Origin of the sequence: Lactobacillus isalae (assembly GCF_947539375.1) — a bacterium.
Classification (GTDB): Bacteria; Bacillota; Bacilli; order Lactobacillales; family Lactobacillaceae; genus Lactobacillus; species Lactobacillus isalae.
In genome coordinates this window covers 759,276-777,745 of the sequence record NZ_OX443569.1, presented here as the reverse complement: position 1 = coordinate 777,745, position 18,470 = coordinate 759,276, and the positions used below count along the sequence as shown (strand labels likewise).

Annotated in this window: 18 protein-coding genes and 1 pseudogene; 16 read left to right on the top strand and 3 right to left on the bottom strand. The window is 32.8% G+C overall.

Annotated features, from left to right (window positions below; all coding sequences use genetic code 11):
* Nucleotides 1-160: 160 nt before the first annotated feature.
* The 7 genes and pseudogenes from QM512_RS03800 to QM512_RS03770 all read left to right on the top strand — a co-directional run bounded on the left by QM512_RS03800 (nt 161) and on the right by QM512_RS03770 (nt 6,350).
* The gene (locus QM512_RS03800) at nt 161-607 is read left to right on the top strand and encodes a flavodoxin (RefSeq protein ID WP_282806194.1); all 447 of its coding nucleotides are present in this window, start codon (nt 161-163) and stop codon (nt 605-607) included.
* Between the two features lie 117 nt (nt 608-724).
* Nucleotides 725-1,513 (top strand): SDR family oxidoreductase, encoded by a 789-nt coding sequence (locus tag QM512_RS03795; RefSeq protein ID WP_282806193.1) that lies wholly within the window; start codon nt 725-727, stop codon nt 1,511-1,513.
* Nucleotides 1,514-1,614: 101 nt separating this feature from the next.
* A pseudogene (locus QM512_RS03790) lies at nt 1,615-2,790 on the top strand (MFS transporter).
* Between the two features lie 138 nt (nt 2,791-2,928).
* On the top strand, nt 2,929-3,774 hold the full coding sequence (locus tag QM512_RS03785) for an aldo/keto reductase (RefSeq protein WP_282806192.1): 846 nt from the start codon (nt 2,929-2,931) through the stop codon (nt 3,772-3,774).
* Between the two features lie 146 nt (nt 3,775-3,920).
* Complete coding sequence (locus tag QM512_RS03780) at nt 3,921-4,832, top strand: alpha/beta hydrolase family esterase (protein WP_282806191.1); 912 nt, start codon at nt 3,921-3,923, stop codon at nt 4,830-4,832.
* 109 nt (nt 4,833-4,941) lie between these two features.
* Complete coding sequence (locus tag QM512_RS03775) at nt 4,942-5,700, top strand: SDR family NAD(P)-dependent oxidoreductase (protein ID WP_282806190.1); 759 nt, start codon at nt 4,942-4,944, stop codon at nt 5,698-5,700.
* Between the two features lie 68 nt (nt 5,701-5,768).
* Complete coding sequence (locus tag QM512_RS03770) at nt 5,769-6,350, top strand: TMEM175 family protein (RefSeq protein WP_282806189.1); 582 nt, start codon at nt 5,769-5,771, stop codon at nt 6,348-6,350.
* A 49-nt stretch (nt 6,351-6,399) separates the two neighbouring features.
* On the opposite strand, the gene QM512_RS03765 is transcribed toward QM512_RS03770, so the two are convergent.
* Entirely contained in the window at nt 6,400-7,275 is an 876-nt protein-coding gene (locus tag QM512_RS03765) for a LysR family transcriptional regulator (RefSeq protein ID WP_282806188.1), read from the bottom strand.
* 128 nt (nt 7,276-7,403) lie between these two features.
* Here QM512_RS03765 and QM512_RS03760 point away from each other — a divergent pair, with 128 nt between their 5' ends.
* Nucleotides 7,404-8,264, top strand: coding sequence for an aldo/keto reductase (locus QM512_RS03760; protein WP_282806187.1), 861 nt, complete (start codon nt 7,404-7,406; stop codon nt 8,262-8,264).
* Between the two features lie 150 nt (nt 8,265-8,414).
* Nucleotides 8,415-9,197 carry a flavodoxin family protein gene (locus QM512_RS03755; RefSeq protein WP_282806186.1) on the top strand — a complete coding sequence of 261 codons (783 nt, stop codon included), beginning with the start codon at nt 8,415-8,417 and terminating at the stop codon, nt 9,195-9,197.
* An 8-nt stretch (nt 9,198-9,205) separates the two neighbouring features.
* Here the strand turns inward: QM512_RS03755 and QM512_RS03750 are convergent, their stop codons facing one another.
* Nucleotides 9,206-10,063 carry a LysR family transcriptional regulator gene (locus QM512_RS03750; RefSeq protein WP_282806185.1) on the bottom strand — a complete coding sequence of 286 codons (858 nt, stop codon included), beginning with the start codon at nt 10,061-10,063 and terminating at the stop codon, nt 9,206-9,208.
* A 107-nt stretch (nt 10,064-10,170) separates the two neighbouring features.
* On the opposite strand from QM512_RS03750, the gene QM512_RS03745 reads away from it, so the two are divergent.
* The 6 genes from QM512_RS03745 to QM512_RS03720 all read left to right on the top strand — a co-directional run bounded on the left by QM512_RS03745 (nt 10,171) and on the right by QM512_RS03720 (nt 16,832).
* A complete protein-coding gene (locus tag QM512_RS03745) occupies nt 10,171-11,511 on the top strand; it encodes an MFS transporter (protein WP_282806184.1) in 1,341 nt (446 codons plus the stop codon).
* Nucleotides 11,512-11,618: 107 nt separating this feature from the next.
* Entirely contained in the window at nt 11,619-12,506 is an 888-nt protein-coding gene (locus QM512_RS03740; RefSeq protein WP_282806183.1) for an alpha/beta hydrolase, read from the top strand.
* Between the two features lie 150 nt (nt 12,507-12,656).
* Nucleotides 12,657-13,652, top strand: a complete 996-nt coding sequence (locus QM512_RS03735; protein ID WP_282806182.1) for an aldo/keto reductase — start codon at nt 12,657-12,659, stop codon at nt 13,650-13,652.
* A 303-nt stretch (nt 13,653-13,955) separates the two neighbouring features.
* Nucleotides 13,956-14,837, top strand: a complete 882-nt coding sequence (locus tag QM512_RS03730; protein ID WP_282806181.1) for an alpha/beta hydrolase — start codon at nt 13,956-13,958, stop codon at nt 14,835-14,837.
* Nucleotides 14,838-14,949: 112 nt separating this feature from the next.
* On the top strand, nt 14,950-15,744 hold the full coding sequence (locus QM512_RS03725; RefSeq protein ID WP_282806180.1) for an aldo/keto reductase: 795 nt from the start codon (nt 14,950-14,952) through the stop codon (nt 15,742-15,744).
* Between the two features lie 242 nt (nt 15,745-15,986).
* Nucleotides 15,987-16,832, top strand: coding sequence for a GRP family sugar transporter (locus tag QM512_RS03720; protein WP_282806179.1), 846 nt, complete (start codon nt 15,987-15,989; stop codon nt 16,830-16,832).
* A gap of 45 nt (nt 16,833-16,877) precedes the next feature.
* Here the strand turns inward: QM512_RS03720 and QM512_RS03715 are convergent, their stop codons facing one another.
* Nucleotides 16,878-17,618 (bottom strand): matrixin family metalloprotease, encoded by a 741-nt coding sequence (locus QM512_RS03715; RefSeq protein ID WP_282806178.1) that lies wholly within the window; start codon nt 17,616-17,618, stop codon nt 16,878-16,880.
* A 222-nt stretch (nt 17,619-17,840) separates the two neighbouring features.
* Between QM512_RS03715 and QM512_RS03710 the strand changes: the two genes are divergently transcribed.
* Entirely contained in the window at nt 17,841-18,464 is a 624-nt protein-coding gene (locus tag QM512_RS03710; RefSeq protein WP_282806177.1) for a flavodoxin, read from the top strand.
* Nucleotides 18,465-18,470: the final 6 nt, after the last annotated feature.

Here is an 18,470-nt window from a genome sequence, read left to right as displayed (position 1 = left end):
CTGAGTTACTCACTTAAGAGTTTCTCAGAACTTTTTTACTATAGATGAAATGAATACTACTATAAAAAGATGATAATTTTAATTATCTTCAATCGCGGGTAATATTATTTTTGTAAATTGAATTGATATTATTTTAAAGATAAAACGAGGAACAAAAATAATGAGCAAAACATTAATTGCATATTACTCTCAAAGTGGCTCAACTAAGAATTTAGTACAAGAGCTAGCTGAGAAAACTAATAGTGATATTTTTGAAATTACAGTTCCAGCCGATACGTTTCCAAATGATATGTTTGAAACTGCAGATGTTGCTAAAAAGCAAAGAAAGGATAAGAACTTTCCAACTTTAACATCAAAAATTCCAAATTTAGATCAGTATGACACTCTTGTTGTTGCTGGTCCTAACTGGAGTGCAGCAGTGGCAACGCCGGTAATTAGTTTTTTACAAGAAGTTCAAGCCTTTAAAGGCAAGGTTATTTCACTGAATACTAGTGTTGGTCAAAATGATGATCAATATAACGAAGACTTTAGAGAACAAGCTAAAGGTTTAAATGTGGTAGCAACAATGAATAATAATCTTGATGAAGTAATCAACTATCTCAACTAATCTTGATGCTATGCACGAGCTGAATAGCGCTATACAAACTAATTATTTTTATTAAGAAAAATAAGATTATATAATTAAATCAAACATTGAAAAAGTAAGTAAAAAAGGAAGATGAATATGGTTTATTCAGAATTAAAAAATAAAGTAGCTGTTGTAACTGGCGGATCAAAGGGAATTGGTACTGCAATTTCTGAAAGATTCGGTCAAGAAGGTATGAAGGTAGTTATCAACTATCACTCAGATGAGAAAGGCGCTCAAGAAGCTGCTGATGCTGTTAAGAAGAACGGCGGGGATGCAGTCATTGTTCAAGCAGATATTGGCTCTGATAAAGGAGCACAAAAGTTAATTGATGCTGCTGTTGAGAACTTTGGTGACTTAGACGTTTGGGTTAACAATGCTGGTATGGAAAACCAAGTTGCTACTAAAGACATGTCACTTGAAGATTGGAATCGAGTTATTAATGTTAACTTGACTGGTGTTTTCTTAGGTACTAAGATGGCTCTTCGTTACTTCACTGATCACAATAAGAAGGGGAATATCATTAACATGTCCAGTGTTCATGAACAAATTCCATGGCCAACCTTTGCCCACTATGCAGCAAGTAAAGGTGGGGTAAAGCTATTCACTGAAACTGTAGCAATGGAATATGCAAAGCAAAATATTCGTGTAAATGCTATTGGGCCCGGGGCTATCAATACTCCAATTAACGCCAAGAAGTTTGCTGACCCAGAACAAAAGAAGATTACTACTTCAATGATTCCAATGGGTAGAATTGGTGATCCATCCGAAGTAGCAGCAGCTGCAGCATGGCTTGCATCAGATGAATCAAGTTATGTAACTGGTATTACGATGTTCGTTGATGGTGGTATGACACTTTACCCATCATTCCAAGGCGGACGCGGATAAAAATTAAAATCACTTACATTCTATTAAGTAGGAACTAAAAGATAAATTAACATCCTTTAGTTTCTATTTTTTTACTACATTCTTTTTAAGAAAGAACTATTATGGATAAAAAAGAAGAAAAGATTTTTACAAAAGATACAATTCTAGTAATGATTGTTACCTTTTTATTTCAATTTAGTGTAATGTCACTTAATCCCTTAATTAATGGATATGCTCAAAATTTAGGTGCAAGTAGTGCCTTTGCCGGCGTAATAGTTAGTGTAATGAGTATTACCTCAATGTTTCTTCGACCAATCGCAGGAAATCTATCCGATTAATTTTCGAAATTTTCGTTAACTCTTATTGGTGGAATTCTGAGCTTGGTAGGTATTCTAGGTTATATTTTTACACCGAGTGCAGGCTTATTATTAATTTTTAGATTGATTAACGGAATTGGAATGGTGTTATGTACCGTATGCTTAGCAACATGGCTTTCTTTTTTAGTACCGCGGGATCATGTTGGTCAAGCGATGGGATATTATGGTTTACTTAATGCTACTTCAATGGCATTAGCACCTTTTGTTTCAATTAACATTTATCAAGTTATTGGTTATCGATTGACAATCGGCTTATCAGCACTTGCTAATTTAATGATGATTATTCTGATTCAATTTATTGGTAATCACGTTCGTCCTAAAAATAGTGAAATAAAAGATAGACCAGGTTTTAAAATAATTCAAAAGGATGTTCTTCCGGTTGCTGTTATTATTTCCTTACTTTCAATTCCATATTTCGCAACTCAAGCAGATATAGTTAGCTATGCTAGTGAACGTCATCTGAATATTTCCGTTGGTTCATTCTTCTTAATTTATGCGATTGTTCTATTTATTGTTCGAATTGCTTTGAAAAATCTTTTTGATACGGTTCCATATGGTAAATGGTTTTGGGTATGTAGTTTAGCAACAGTAATATATTTAATCTTTTTAACAATCATGGATAATAATTGGTTAATGGGATTAGCTGCAGCGGGACTGGCAATTGGATATGGCATTATGTTTTCTGTTTCTCAATCGACAGCCTTATTATTGGCACCAATGAGTCAGCAGGGACTAGCTAGTTCAACATTTTATTTAGGATTGGATATTGGTATGGCAGTTGGACCAATCTTAGGCGGCTTAATTGCTAATTACCTATCCTTGAAATTGTATTACCCAATAATGTTAGTAATTATTCCAATTATTGTGGTTCTATATTTGAAAAATAAAACTAAGTTGAATAATGCTATCAATCAACATTAGATTTGTGATTAAGAATCACTATTCAAAAAGTGTATAGAACTATAAAATTATAGTAATTTTTTTCTATAGTAAAACTTAATAAAATATATTTGAAAATTAAATCATAAATCAAGTAAGAAAAATAAGGAGATCTTTTTTATGGAAACTTTTAAATTAAATAATGATGTTGAAATTCCAAAGATGGGTATTGGTACATTTCAAATGGAACCCGATGCTGCTGAAAAAGCAGTAGTTGAAGCCTTGAAAGATGGATATCATTTGATTGATACTGCTAACGGTTATATGAATGAAAGAGCAGTTGGACGCGGTATTAAAGAAAGTGGCATTAAGCGTGAAGATATTTTCATAAGTTCAAAATTATGGCCAACTGTGTATGAAGATGAAAAGGCAATTGATGATACTTTAAACCGTTTAGGTATCGATTACATTGACTTACTTTTCCTTCACCAACCAGCAGGTAACTGGGAAGCAGGTTATAAGCAAATTGAAAAAGCCTATAAAGAAGGAAAAGTTAAGGCTATCGGTATTTCTAACTTCCATGATGAAAAGTTACGTAAATTATTTGAGATAGCTGAAATTAAGCCACAAGTAATGCAAGTTGAAGCACATCCATACTTTCTAGAAACTGAATTAAAAGAATTCTTGAAACCATACGGTACTAGAATTATGGCATGGTATCCATTAGGCCACGGGGATGCAAGTTTAATTAATGAGCCTGTATTTACTGAACTAGCTAAGAAGTATAACAAGTCTAATGTTCAAATTATCTTGCGTTGGCATATTCAAGAAGGCAATATTGTAATTCCAGGTTCAACTAATCCTGCACATATCAAGTCAAATGCTGATATTTTTGATTTTAGCTTGAGCGATGAAGATATGGCAGAAATTGCTAAGATTAACAAGAATAAGAGATATTATATTCCTTCAGATAGCTTGGAAGAAAGCTACGCTAATATGAAGATGGATTTCAATTCTCAAAAATAATTTTATATTTTGAAACTGAGTTTGAGACTCAGTTTTTTTTATACTTGCTATAAAGAAAAAATTTAGTAAGTTTATTTGTTACTAGTAGAGGTTATTTTCAGACCAATTTTGTAAAAAAGTCTTTATTTTGAAAGATGGTAATTAATATGAGAAAAAAACTATTTATTGCAGCTAGTAGTTTAATAGCAATTTTAACTATAGTAACAGCATTTCCTTTGAGCCGGGTAAAAAAGAGTTTTTTAAATACTAATGCTGTAGCTGCCACTAAAACAGCTCAGCGTTTTACAGAATCTGGTCGAACAGTGTATGTATATGCTCAGAAAAAGAATTTGCATTCAAAAAGAAAAATACCTTTAGTTTTATACTTAAATTCTACTGGCGGTGATCCTAGAAAAGAGCCTATTTCAACAGGATGGGCTAAGCTAGCTAAAGAGAAGAATTTTATCGTTGTAAGTCCTGACTATGATAATGCTGCTACTTACAGTGAAGTGCCATTTTTTATGAAAATAGTTAAAGCAGCTAAAAAACGTTATAACATTGATAATCGTCGTGTTTATGTTTTAGGATTTTCAAATGGTGGAGCATCAGCTGTAGCATTGACGAGTACACACCCTAAAACTTTTGCAGGAATTGCAGCATATGGTTGGATGGTAGATCTTGAAAAAAATAAAGGCTACCAAATGCCATTTCAAGTAGTTGCTGGTTCGCGTGAGGCAACAGAATATGATTCAAATAATAATCCAATGGTTCGCATTGATGAACGACGTGCAATTAGAGAATTACTGATTATGAATAAAATGATTTCTCCTTCTACTAAAGCAAACTATGCCAAAGTACCGTATTGGGGTTATCAACCCGACCAAAACTTTTCTAGAAAAGTTGATAGTAGGCGGTGGACAATAAATAATTATAAGAAAGATGGCTATCGTTATCCGTTTGTACAATTTATCTTGATTGATGGTGCTGAACATGTTCCTCATAGATCTGAAGCTAGTTATTCATGGAATTTCTTGAGACACTTTTATAGAAATTCACAAGGAATGATTATCGAAAAGTAAATAAAAACTATGCTGAAATTGCATAGTGGTATAAAAATTAGGTAATTTTCTCTATCAAATAAACTTCTTATACTAATCTTGTAATCAAGTTTTAGAAAGAGTGTTTGATATGTCAGAAGATAAGAAAAGATTTGTTGGTCAAGTTGCAATTGTTACTGGTGGTGGATCAGGATTAGGACGGGCAATTACTGAAAGATTCGCTGACGAAGGTGCTAAAGTTGTAATTACTGGACGCAATGAAGAAACTTTAAAAGAAACTGCCAAGGCTAATAAAAATATTTCTTACGTAGTTGGTGATTTAACTAAAGATGAAGACGTAACTAAATTAGTTGATTATGTCAAAGAAAATTACGGAAAGCTTAACATTTTAGTTAACAATGCTGGTTGGTGTCCTGTTCAGCCAATTCAAAAAGCTACGATGACTGATTATGATCGGGCATTTAATTTGGATGTACGTTCGGTTGTTAACTTGACTATTCAGGCTTTACCAATGCTAATTAAATCTCATGGAAATATTATTAATATGTCGAGTGTAGGTGCAACTCATGTTGGTCCTAATCTTTCATTATATGTTGGTGCCAAAGCTGCAATTGAAAACTTTACGCGTGGTTGGGCTATAGATTTAGCAAAAGATCATGTTCGAGTTAATGCAATTGCTCCGGGTGCTTTTAAGACTAATATTTGGAACGTTACTGATTTGCCAAAGGATCAGGCAGATGCACACTTAGCTAGAATTGAAGAAGGAATCCCTGAAAAAAGAATGGGAGATCCAAGAGAAGTCGCAAATGTTGCTGCTTTTCTTGCATCTGATGAAGCTGATTATGTAGATGGATCAATTTATGCAATTGATGGTGGAATGGGAGCTTAATAATTAATAAAAATTACGTAAATTTAGAGTATAATAATTTACGTAATTTTTTGTTTAGAGGGGATAAAATGAATAAGGAAAGATTAGCCGCTTTTACTGATGCAGTTTTAGCAATTATTATGACCGTTTTGGTTTTGGAACTTGAAAAGCCAAAAGTAGTTAGTTGGGCAGGTTTATGGGATATTAGAACTAGCTTTTTTGCCTATGCTGTTTCGTTCTTTTGGTTAGGATTTATGTGGGCTGATAACCATCGTGCGTTTCACAAGATAAAGAAAGTATCTAATGCTACTGTTACTTGGACTTTAATTATGCTATTTTTTGCATCATTCTTCCCATATTCAACTAATCTAGTGGCTGCAAACTTTGATAACTCTACAGCACAAGTATTTTACGGTATTGATATTATCTTAGTATCTTTAAGTAACATTGGAATATCTTATTCTTTAGATAAGGTAAATAAATACAAATTTAAGATGTTGTTTGATATGTCAGCTGAACTTGTAATCGCCGATCTAGCGATTAAGGCAATTGGATTAATACTTGCATTAGTTGTTTTTCCACCAGCAGTGATGTATTCAATTTTTGTTGCTTCCGCAATGTTAGTTATTGTAGATTTGATAGAGTCAAAAAAGAAAAGACAAGAAGCTTAGGTTAAAAAATAAAAGAGTTAAGACTTTACTAATTGCAGTCTTAACTCTTTTATTTTGGCCAATTTTTACTAATTTCTTTAAGTAGAGGTTGAATTAGTTTTCTGTTTGATTTTAGATAAGTTCCATAAATTTCTAATTCATTATTTGGATCATCTATTGTTAAGTGTACGCGATTTCCATTATCAAAGCGATCTGTATTTACAGAAGAAGCTTGTGTTAAATTAGTGTAGAAAAAAGGAAAATTAGAGTATTTACTTAATTCACTCAGTGCATCTAAATCATCTTGATATAAGAATTTAGCTTCAGGAATATTAGCTTCAACAATTTTGCGCCAAGGTCCAATATCTGCCACCACAATAAAGCTTAATCCAGCCAAGTCTTTAAAAGATACTTTCTTTTTAGCGGCAAGAGGGTTGAATTGATCAATTTCAACTGCTAAATATTCTTTTCCTAAATACATAGATTCAACTTCATCAGTTTCAAGCTCTTGATCAGTAAAGATTATCTTTTCTTTAAAGGTAGTCAAATCTGCGACTATCTTAGCAGATTTAAGTAAAGAATGATTAATACTCAATTTGGAGTTCAATTTATCTTTGATAGCTTCAAGAAGCATTAATGGACCTGGAGCAACTGAAGCAACTGTAATTTCGTGCTTTAGTCGATCATAATTTAATATTTTTTCCGTAAAATCATTTTCTGCTTGTAATAGTTTCTTAGCTTCATTAGCTGCTAAAATACCTGTATCATTTAAGACAATTCTATTGCTTTTAGAACGGTCAAATAAGGTAACCCCTAATTCTTGTTCTAATTTTTTCATACCACGTGTTACAGTTGGCTGCGTTAACATCAAATGTTCAGCTGTTGCACTTAAAGTTCCAAATTCTTGAAATGCAACTAACTCTTCAAGTAATTCAAGATTAAGCATAGGATAACAACCTTTCATCATTCATATAATGTATAGTAACATACTAATCCGGTAATTTTCTTATTTTAAGTCAGCTCCTATACTAATAATTGTTAAGAATAAAAGATAGATAAAAGGAGATTATAATTATGCAATATGTAAATTTAAACGATGGAAATAAAATGCCACAATTGGGTTTTGGTGTATTTCAGGTTTCAGATCTTAGCCAAGCTGAGCAGGCTGTAAGTGATGCATTAGATGTTGGATATCGTTTAATTGATACTGCAGCTGCCTATGGAAATGAAGAGGCTGTTGGCAATGCTATTAAAAACAGTGGTATTAATCGAGATGAAATTTTTGTTACTTCTAAACTTTGGGTAGATCATTTTACATATGAAAAAGCAAAGCAAGGAATTGATGATTCGTTAAAAAAGTTAGGCTTGGACTATATGGATTTATATTTATTGCATCAACCATATGGGGATGTAGCAGGTGCTTGGAGAGCATTAGAAGAAGCCCAAAAAGAAGGAAAGATTAAGTCAATTGGTGTTTCTAACTTTGCTCCAGATCAATTAATGAACTTAGAATTAATGAGCAATGTAAAACCAGCTGTTAACCAAATCGAAGTTTCACCATGGTATCAAGAACATAATGAGGTTGCTTTTAATGAACAACAAGACGTTCAGACTGAAGCATGGGCACCATTTGCAGAAGGTAAGCATAATATTTTTACAAATGAGACTATTGCTAATATCGGTAAAAAATATGGTAAGTCAAATGGCCAAGTAATTTTACGCTGGTTAATTCAAAGAGGAATTGTAGTTATTCCTAAGTCTGTACACAAGAGTAGAATAGAAGAAAACTTTGACGTTTTTGATTTCGAGCTAAGTAGCGATGATATGAAGACGATGAATAGCTTAGATAAACATGAAAGCCAATTTTTCGACCATCGAGATCCAGCAGCAATCGAAAGCATCTTTGGAGCTAGTTTAAAAGCTTTACGTAATTAGAAATTAAAAGTATTGACTCTCAAATTATTTAGGGTCGGTACTTTTTTACTATACAGATTTTGAATACTCATATATTTAATTAGTAATTTTTTAGTTGAAAACAAGTAGGTATACTACTGAATAAGAAAATAAAAGAGCAGGTGAATACAAATGAAAAAGAAAAAAATGTTAACTATTTTAGGACTTACTGGTGTTGGGGTTGCGCTAGGTGGATATTCAAACAATATTCAATTTAATAATGAGACTAATATAGTTCAAGCTAGTATAGTTAAAAAAACTAAGAACAAGGTAGGACCTGTTGTTGGCAAGATTGATGGTAAACCAATTCGAGCTAACCAATTATTGCGTGATTCAAATTGGAATGGTGGGTATGGTACTCCATCTGATGGAAAAGACACTAATAAAGATAATGGACCAGTTAGAAGAATAACTAAGGATTCTAAAAGTATAATTATTTATTGGTCTCGTTCAGGGTCAACTGAATTATTAGCAAGTAAAATTGCCCAAAGAACTGATGCTGATATTTTTGAGATTCAATTACAAAATCCTTATCCAGCTAACTATAAGAAAACTCTTGCTCGCGCTAATAGAGAAAGAGAAAATAATCAACCACCAAAGGTAGTTCAAGATCTGCCTGATTTAAGTCAATATGATCACATCTATCTTGGTTATCAAACATGGGCAATGACTTTAAGCCAACCAATGCAAGGATTTTTACGTCAGTATGGTAATCAATTTAATAATAAAACAATTTCTCCCTTTGAAACAGAAGGTGGCTACGGCAAAGGGGATTCAGTTGCCGTAATGAAACGACTAATTAGAGATGAAGGTGGAAAGAATAATCGGTTCACCAAAACTGTAGTTGTTGATGGTAATAAAGTTGACAAAGCAAACAAGCAAGTAACAAAGTGGGTAAAACAAGTCGACAGATAAATGATTTATTAATGCAATACTTCTTTTGCAATAGAGAGAAAGGTATTTAACTTATAACTATCTTCTACACGAAAAACTGCATATATAGTTTGTTTAGCTTCAGGATCATTAATAGGAATTAATTTTCTTTTATGATCTTGAAGCTTTTTTGTCTGCTCAAGTTTAAGCGATAAATTCGTCCTAAAAATTGGAAAATTAGATTTTTTAACAAGTTCATTAAATGTTTCAGGATCATTTTGATATAAGAAAGTAGCATGAGGAATCTTATCATTAATAATTTCTTTCCAAATTCCGATGTCATTAAAGACGATAAATTCATGTGTATTTAAGTCAGAAAAATTGACTGTTTTCTGATTATAGAGAGGATTATATTTGGTTATTTTAATGAAAAGTTTTTCTTGAGCTATTGGAAGAGACTTTACTTGCTCATTATTTACCTTGGTTGTTGTGAAAATGACATCTGCTTGGTGACTTAATAAGCTAGATAATGCTTTACCTTTTTTTAGTGGAGTAGAAGTAAAAATATATTCAGAATTATTTCTAAATTTATTTTTGAGTAAAAGTAAAGGCGAAGGGATTGTTGAAGCGACAATTATTTCTTTTTGAGCAAAATTTTGAATAGCTGGAATAAAGTCATTCTGGTCCTTCAAGATCTTTTTTGCTAACTTAACAGCATTTTCACCCGCAGGCGTGAAAAGTATGCGTTGTGGTTTGCGAATAAAAAGCTTAACACCTACTTGCTTTTCTAATTTTTGAAGTCCGCGACTAATTGTTGCAGTGGATACATTAAGTTTGCTAGCAGTTTTTGACAGGGTTTTATTTTCTTCAAAAGAAACTAAATATTCCAATAAATAATTTTCAATCATTTTTATCTCCTAGTTTGCGCTATACGTAAACTAACATACAAGAGAAGTAATTTTCAAGGCTTCATTTTGTCGTTAGAATTGTTCTATCAATTCTTGAAGGGAGAATCATGATGAAAAGTAAAGAAAGATTTGGAATTGTTTTACCAATTGTTTTAATTTCATATTTTTTAATATTGCTGAATAATTCATTAATTTTTACTAGTACTGTTCAAATTAGTCGTGATATGCACATGAACAGTATTATGATTGCCTGGGTTAGCAACGCTTATGCACTAACATTTGGAGGGTTCTTAGCACTGGGTGCAAGACTAGGAGATATAATGGGCAGAAGAAAAGTCCTTTTAATTGGACTGATTATTTTTAGTGTTGCTTCATTATTTGTTGGAATTGCAAATTCTCAAGCAATGCTTATTGGGATGAGAGCAATTCAAGGATTAGGTGGAGCATTCTTAGCTCCAGCAACTTTGGCCCTTTTGATGGATTATTATCAAGGAAAAATGCTTACTAGATCAATTGCTTATTACGGCGCAACTGCTGGTATTGGAACAAGTTTGGGTTTAATTATTGGTGGAGTTATTGCTAGTTATTCTAGCTGGAGAGTTGGTTTTTTCATTGATATGATTGTTGGACTAGTACTTTTAGCTATGTCTGTTAAATATATTCATCCACATAATACCTTAGATCAAAATCGAAACATCGATTACTGGGGTACTTTAACATCAATTATCGGTTTTAGTGGTCTTATTTATAGTATCAATGGTACTGCTTTTAAAAATGTAGCAATTATTATCACAGTGATTGCTTTAATTATGTTTATTTTAATTGAAAGAAAAGCAAAAAATCCTTTAATGCCACTAACAATCTTTAAAGATAATGAGCGATCAAGTGCACTTGTTTCAAGATTCTTTATGCTTGGAGCAAGTATGTCATACTTCTTTTTGATGCCACAAGCCTTACAAAAAGTATTTGGGCTAACCCCTTTAATGGCAGCAATTGCTTTTTTGCCTTTAACACTTTTACAATTCTTTGTTTCTCTTGGTGTCGCAAAATTAACATTTAAGTTTTCTAATACCAAGGTTCTAATTGCTGGAGCGGTCGTAGATACTTTTGGATTAGTACTAGGTGCTAGTCTTGGGATTGAAAAGGGATATCTTATTGGAGTAGCTTTACCGATGATTTTTATCGGAATTGGTCAGGGGCTTATTATGAGTCCTTTAACCGTAGCTGGAGTAGCTCGAATTCCTGATGATATTGCCGGAGCTGCTTCTGGTGTTGTGAATACTGTTCACCAAATTGGAGGGGCCGTTGGTTTGGCAATTGTGTCTGAATCTGTTGCAACCATTTCTTCTCCTAGTATCTCTATTGATCGCGCTCAATGGGTAATGGTTATTCTAGCTGTGATTATGCTTGTTGCAGGTTTAAATATTTTAAGAGGAAAGCACGAATAAAAATACTATTTATTATCTATATACAGCTATAAGAATTAAACAATTTTATGTTGAACTTTTCGGACATATACTTTTTTTGAAAGTATTAATGAAAAGGAGTTTTAAAATTGACGCAAATTGTTTTTCAAAATAAGTTAGTACAGATTCCACAAGAGTATTTTAAGCCGTCAAATCAAGCCGGTACTTTAGTTAACTTAGATTATTCAACTTATGAATCTTTTACATATCAGGATAAAGAAGAAATTTTACATAAGCGAGCCGTTGTTTATCTTCCATATAATTATGATAAAAATACACCTTACAATGTTGTCTACTTAATGCATGGGGGATGGAGCAATGAAACAACTTATTTAGGGACACCGGTAAATCTACATCCCTTTAAATATGTTTTAGATCATGCGATTGCTGACAAGAAAATGACGCCGATGATTGTGGTTTGTCCGACTTATAACAATTTAAGTCAGGATGATAGTAGCGATTATGAATTAGCAATCCGATTAACAAATAATTATCATCACGAATTAGTTAATGATTTGATGCCAGCGGTGGCTAGAGCATTTCATACATATAGTGAAAATGGAAGCAAGGAGAGTCTAAAAGCTAGTAGAGATCACCGAGCTTTTGTCGGTCTATCGATGGGTTCAGTTACAACATGGAGAACTTTCCAATATTGTTTAGACTACTTTAGATATTTCATGCCTTCTAGTGGTTCTATCTCAAATAATGGTCACGTTTTAGCCGAAATGGTTAGAAAACAAAATCATAACTGGCAAGATTTTTTTATTTTTTCAGCATCGGGGACAAGAGATTTCGCTTATCCAAGTTTTACTAATCAAATCGAAGCAATGAAAAATGACATAAGCGGTATTTTTAAATATGCTAACAACAGTAAAGACGGAAACTTGTATTATTTAGTACAAGAGGGAAATGAACACGACTTGTCTGCTGCAATGCAATATTTCTATAACGGTTTGATTTGCTTATGGAAAAATTAAATTAAAAATCATTAAGTGTAGCAATCATTGCTACACTTTTTTAATATACGAAAAGTGAATAGCCCTATACTTAACAAGTAATTTTTTTATATAGTAACAGCTCGTATACTATTTCTTTGTGATCGAAAACTTTAAAAGAGAGATGATTTTATGGAAACTAGAATTTTAGGAAAAGATCTAAAAGTTTCAGCTATTGGATTGGGATGCATGGGCTTTTCACATGCTTATGGCTCACCAATGCCAGAACAAGAAGCTATTAAAACAATTAGAGCAGCCTATGATGCTGGTGAAAGATTTTTTGATACTGCAGAAATTTATCGTGGTGTTAACGAAGATGGATCTATTAACTACAATGAAGAATTAGTTGGTAAAGCATTGCATGATGTTCGCGATGAAGTAGTTATTGCAACCAAATTTGGAATTAGTAATGTTGAAGGAAAAAGTAGTACCCAAGAATTAGCAGTCGATTCTAGTCCTGCGGCAATTAGGGCAGCAATTGAAGGTTCTTTAAAGCGACTTAATACTGATCATATTGATTTGTACTATCAACATCGTATTGACCCTAAGGTAGAACCAGAAGAAGTGGCTACTGTAATGGCTGACCTAATTAAGGAAGGTAAAATTACACATTGGGGAATTTCTGAAGCAAATGCGGATTATTTACGTCGTGCAGATAAGGTATGCAAGGTAACGGCAATTCAGAATCGCTATTCAATGATGTATCGTGAATATGAAAAACTATTTCCACTTTTGGAAGAATTAAATGTTGGTTTGGTTGCTTTTTCACCGTTAGCTAATGGCTTACTTACTGGACAATTTACACAAAGCAAGTTTCCAGAAGGTGATTTACGTAATGGAATGCCTCAATTTACTGATGAAGCAATTAAGCAAAATGAGAAGTTAATTGCTCTAGTTGATCGAATTGCTAAAAATCATAATGCAACACCTGCTCAAATTTCCTTGGCTTGGATGATTAATAAAAAGCCATATATTGTTCCAATCCCAGGAAGTCGACATTTAAATCGAATTGAAGATAATTTGGCTGCTGGTGAAATTAAAATGACGCCAGAAGAAGTCTCTGAAATCGATAAAACTTTAGATAAAATTCCAATGTCAGAAGTTTTTGGTGGCTCAAAAGTTAAATAGTATATAAAGATCGTTTTGAATCATATTTAGTTGGTTCTTAACGATCTTTTTGTTGTATATTTTTTTATTTTTACTATAAATAAGTCGAATACTAGCATAAAAAAATAGCAATTTTTTTCAATCGTTTTTCCTTCTATACTAATAAACATCAAGTTAAGACAAATAAAAATAGTAAGGAGATAAAAACTATGTCACAAATGATCGGAATTGGAATTTTATTAGGTTTATTATTTTTATCAGTTAGACCGAGTCGAAGAGTTCAACCTCAGAAAATTGATCGTCGTGGAAGATAGGATGATTTAAATGAAAAAATTCAATTTAAATTCAACAGTTGGTGAGGTAAAGAAGTATTTCGGAAAAGATGGAGAACTATTATTTCCTGTAGATCGCTTTTTTGAAAATGAAGAAACTTTAAACGAAATTAGTAATAGTAGTCACTATATTTGGTACAGCCACATTAATCCTAATACTACTGTTGATATTATTAACTATTTGGCTGAAGAACAAGCAAAAAGAAAAATCTTTTATTCGATTTATTCAGATGATGAGATTAGACAAGATCCAAGTAAAGCCGGCACTGGTCTTTACTTCTTCAAGGGAAAGAAAGATGCGCCATTTGCAATTAATAATGCAGGTGGTGGCTTTGCTTATGTGGCAGGGATGCAAGATAGTTTCCCTCATGCTTTATATTTAAGCAGAAGGGGATACAATGCTTTTGCTTTAATTTATCGTCCATCTCATCCCTACGAAGATTTAGCACGAGCAATAACTTATATTTACGATCATGCAGAGCAACTAGAAATTGACAAAAATCATTACTCGCTCTGGGGTGGATCAGCCGGTGCAAGAATGGCAGCTGAACTTGGTAATTTAGAAGTTTTACATCAATTAACGCAGAGAACTGATCTACCACAAGCTGATAGCGTCATTATGCAATATACCGGTTTTAGTAGAGTTTCTAGATTTGATGCACCCACTTATGTTTGCGTTGGGGATAATGATTGGATTGCAAATTGGGAAACAATGAAAATGCGTCTATTTTACTTAAAGAAAATGGGAATTCCCACAGAGTTTCATGTATATCATGGCTTAGGACACGGTTTTGGACTTGGCGAAGGAACTGTGGCCGAGGGGTGGATTAATGATGCAATTAAATTTTGGCAGTTAAATATGAATAAAAGATAAAAAAGCTATTCGTTTTACGTATAGCCCTATAATTAAATAACAATTTTAAATATAACTTTGTGATTTTATACTAATTTATGTAATCGATGAAACACAGAAGAGAGGATTAAAAATGACAGAAGAATACTTTGAATTAAATAATGGTGTAAAAATTCCTAAGCTTGGTATTGGTACATTTAGAATGCAACCAGCAACTGCGCAAAGAGCAGTTGAAGCTGCTTTAAAAGATGGTTATCACTTAATTGATACTGCTGAGGCTTACTATAATGAAGATGGCGTGGGCCGTGCAATTAAGAATTCAGGCATGGACCGTGAAGATTTATTTATTAGTACAAAACTTTGGACTTCTTCATATAATGATCCTAATGCAGTAGATAAAGCTTTAGACCGCTTAGGTCTTGACTATATTGACTTATTGTTCTTGCACCAACCATCAGGTGATTGGAAAACTGCATACAGAACTTTAGAAAAGGCATATCAAGAGGGTAAAATCAGAGCAATTGGTATTTCAAACTTTGAACGTTCTAGTGCAACTTTAAAGAACGTATTAGATTTTGCTGAAGTTAAGCCACAAGTATTACAAGCTGAAGCACATCCATATTTCCCACAAACTGAAGCAAGAGAAATTTTAAAGCCATATGGTACTCGGTTAATGGCTTGGTATCCACTTGGCTCGGGCGATAGTTCTTTGATTAATGAACCAATTTTTACTAAGCTTGCTAAGAAGTATAACAAGAGCAATGTTCAAATTATCTTGCGTTGGCACACCCAAATGGGCTTTATTGTAATTCCAGGTTCAACTAATCCAGAACATATTCACGATAACCATGATATCTTTGACTTCAAATTGACTGATGAAGAAATGACTGAGATTGCAAAAGTTAATAAGAATCGTCGTTACTACTGAAATTTAGCTACGTTACCAAAGTATCTAAAATATAAGCTAGCGAATATATTTAGTTCACGATAAAAAATACGTCTCTTTTAGGAGGCGTATTTTTTAATAGAATAGTTTAAAAAGGACATTTATTTATGATACGCATAGTGCATAGTAGCATGAGAAATAGGCATTTTTTTCTTTATTGATATCCTAGTAAACTAAAATCAATTAAAAGATTACAAGTATTAAGTATGAGGAGATAAAAGAAAATGAATATTTTAATTGCATTATTACCAGCTATTGGTTGGGGATTAATTCCTTTAATTGTAAATAAGGTTCCTAAAAGCAAACCTGTCAATCAAATTTTAGGAGTTGGAATTGGTGCAGTTCTTGTTGGATTAATTGTTACTTTGATTCAAAGACCTTCCATGAACCTTCAGATCTCATTATTAGCTATTGTTTCTGGAGCTTTTTGGACAATGGGACAGGTTGGTCAGTTCTTATCTTTTACTAGAATTGGCGTAAGTAAAACAATGCCAATTTCAACTGGCTTTCAATTAATTGGTAATACAATTATTGGAGTCCTAATTTTTGGTGATTGGAAGACAGTAAACCAATATGTTTTAGGTATCTTAGCTTTAATTCTAATTGTTATTGGAGTTTCACTTACTACTGTAACTAAGAATGGCGATTCTAAGAAAATTTCTTCAAAAGATATTATGTTGCTAATATTTACTAGTATTGGTTATTGGGTATATTCAGCCTTTCCTAACGCAGTAAAAGCTGATGCACAGGCCTTATTCTTACCACAAACTATTGGGATCCTATTAGGAGCTGTAATCTATATTGCATTTACTAAGCGTTTGGTCACTACGATTAAGCAACGTGCAACCTGGTTAGATGTCTTAGCTGGTTTAGCGTTTGGAATTGGTGCTTATTCTTACATCATTTCAGCTCAAATGAATGGTATTACTAGTGCATTTATTTACAGTCAATTAAGTGTAATCATTTCAACTGTTGGGGGAATGACAATCTTAGGTGAGCACAAGTATGGTAAGGAATTAGTTTCAACATTAGTCGGTTTAGCACTGATTGTGGTTGGCGCAATCCTATAAATATAGTTAAATCAAAAAGAGTAGGTCAAACGACCTGCTCTTTTTTTATGCATATTCAGATTTATATAAAGCTCTTACTGCATTAATGTCTTGTTGCTGAATTGAATAATACGATCCTGCTGGATACATGACTGATTGATTATTTACATGCTGTAATCCAATTGCGTGGCCTAACTCATGTTCAGCAGTATTTACAACTCGTTGATAGCTATAGTTATAATCACTATTTTGTAAATAGTATGTATTCAATTTCACTTGAGCATTCAAAAGATGATTGTTTAGTGGATTATAACTAGTGTTTGTCACACCAGCTGCACTTGTTGTATCGTCTTGAATTGCTTCAACAGTAATATTTGCTTGTTTACGATCATTTGTTTCATTAAAAGTAAAAGCACCAGTCTTATTCCAATTATCCATTGCATCTCTTGTGGCATTTTTTAATTCATCATTGTTTGAAATGTTAATAAAAACATTTGCACTGGCCTTTGACCATGTTTGATTACCAGATGATTCCTGACTTTCTTCTGTTGAATCAGTTATTTGTTGATTGGGTTGTTGATTAGAGTTCTTCGAGGAAGGAATTCTATTAGAAGTGTCAGGAGCTGGAATAATCAATTTCAGCGGATTTATATCATCAGCTGTGAGAGTTGATACTTTTCTTTTTAATGTACTAATTGAATCGTTAGTTGCCATTCTGACTGTAGGGACAGTGGAATAGGCATGAAAACCAAGATAAATAAGACTTAATGGAAGAGCTAATTTAAATAATTTTCGAAATATTTTCATTTATATTAGTTATCATCTCCATTGAGAACAAGTTTATTTTTAAGATGTGAATAATTGATGACGAAAATTTTAGATATTGTTAGCGAAGTTTAATCTTTTATTAGCAAGTGGTAAAGAAAGTACTATACACTTTACGTATAGAGATATAGAACAGAAGTAATTTTTTTATTTTTATCATGAATCTATACTTAAGTTAAAGTTAAATAAGAAAGAAGGATAATCATGAAAAGGTTAAAGAAAATAATTTTATTGCTAGGATTAGGACTATTTACAGTAGTGCTATTTACGGCTTGTGCAAGAGGTAATAATTCCTCACAATCCTCTAGTTCAAAAAGTTCAGTCACCAAAACAAGTAAAAATACAACTAAAAAAAATAATAAAACATTAATAGTATATTTTTCACTGACTGGAACAACTAAGGATGCGGCTCAATATATAAAAAAAGAAACTGGAGCAGATATCATTAGATTACGTCCAGTAAAGGCTTATGGAGATTACGATAGTGCAGCTCGAAGAGGAGACCGTGAACGTCGGAACAACATTCATCCCGCACTAGCAACCAATATTCCTAACTTTTCTAAGTATCAAACTGTTCTCATTGGTTATCCAACTTGGTGGAGCAGACCACCGATGATCATTCATACATTATTTGATAAGTATGATTTTAGTGGGAAAACAGTTGTACCATTTACTACTAGCATGAGTACACCAATCGGTCCATCTGAAAAAGTTATTCGTCAATTAGCTGAAAAAGATGGCGCTACTTTTAAAGATGGAATTCGCTATGATAATAACAAATCTCAAGTTAGAACTTGGTTAAGAAAATTAAATTTACTTGCTAAATAAAGAAAG

Bases quoted from the DNA above. Each gene is read 5' to 3' on its own strand.
- QM512_RS03735 (WP_282806182.1), top strand. From the start codon at position 12,657: ATGGAAACTAGAATTTTAGGAAAAGATCTAAAAGTTTCAGCTATTGGA.
- QM512_RS03745 (WP_282806184.1), top strand. From the start codon at position 10,171: ATGATGAAAAGTAAAGAAAGATTTGGAATTGTTTTACCAATTGTTTTA.
- QM512_RS03760 (WP_282806187.1), top strand. From the start codon at position 7,404: ATGCAATATGTAAATTTAAACGATGGAAATAAAATGCCACAATTGGGT.
- QM512_RS03750 (WP_282806185.1), bottom strand. From the start codon at position 10,063: ATGATTGAAAATTATTTATTGGAATATTTAGTTTCTTTTGAAGAAAAT.
- QM512_RS03730 (WP_282806181.1), top strand. From the start codon at position 13,956: ATGAAAAAATTCAATTTAAATTCAACAGTTGGTGAGGTAAAGAAGTAT.
- QM512_RS03715 (WP_282806178.1), bottom strand. From the start codon at position 17,618: ATGAAAATATTTCGAAAATTATTTAAATTAGCTCTTCCATTAAGTCTT.
- QM512_RS03765 (WP_282806188.1), bottom strand. From the start codon at position 7,275: ATGCTTAATCTTGAATTACTTGAAGAGTTAGTTGCATTTCAAGAATTT.
- QM512_RS03710 (WP_282806177.1), top strand. From the start codon at position 17,841: ATGAAAAGGTTAAAGAAAATAATTTTATTGCTAGGATTAGGACTATTT.
- QM512_RS03795 (WP_282806193.1), top strand. From the start codon at position 725: ATGGTTTATTCAGAATTAAAAAATAAAGTAGCTGTTGTAACTGGCGGA.
- QM512_RS03725 (WP_282806180.1), top strand. From the start codon at position 14,950: ATGACAGAAGAATACTTTGAATTAAATAATGGTGTAAAAATTCCTAAG.
- QM512_RS03770 (WP_282806189.1), top strand. From the start codon at position 5,769: ATGAATAAGGAAAGATTAGCCGCTTTTACTGATGCAGTTTTAGCAATT.
- QM512_RS03800 (WP_282806194.1), top strand. From the start codon at position 161: ATGAGCAAAACATTAATTGCATATTACTCTCAAAGTGGCTCAACTAAG.
- QM512_RS03755 (WP_282806186.1), top strand. From the start codon at position 8,415: ATGAAAAAGAAAAAAATGTTAACTATTTTAGGACTTACTGGTGTTGGG.
- QM512_RS03720 (WP_282806179.1), top strand. From the start codon at position 15,987: ATGAATATTTTAATTGCATTATTACCAGCTATTGGTTGGGGATTAATT.
- QM512_RS03775 (WP_282806190.1), top strand. From the start codon at position 4,942: ATGTCAGAAGATAAGAAAAGATTTGTTGGTCAAGTTGCAATTGTTACT.
- QM512_RS03780 (WP_282806191.1), top strand. From the start codon at position 3,921: ATGAGAAAAAAACTATTTATTGCAGCTAGTAGTTTAATAGCAATTTTA.
- QM512_RS03785 (WP_282806192.1), top strand. From the start codon at position 2,929: ATGGAAACTTTTAAATTAAATAATGATGTTGAAATTCCAAAGATGGGT.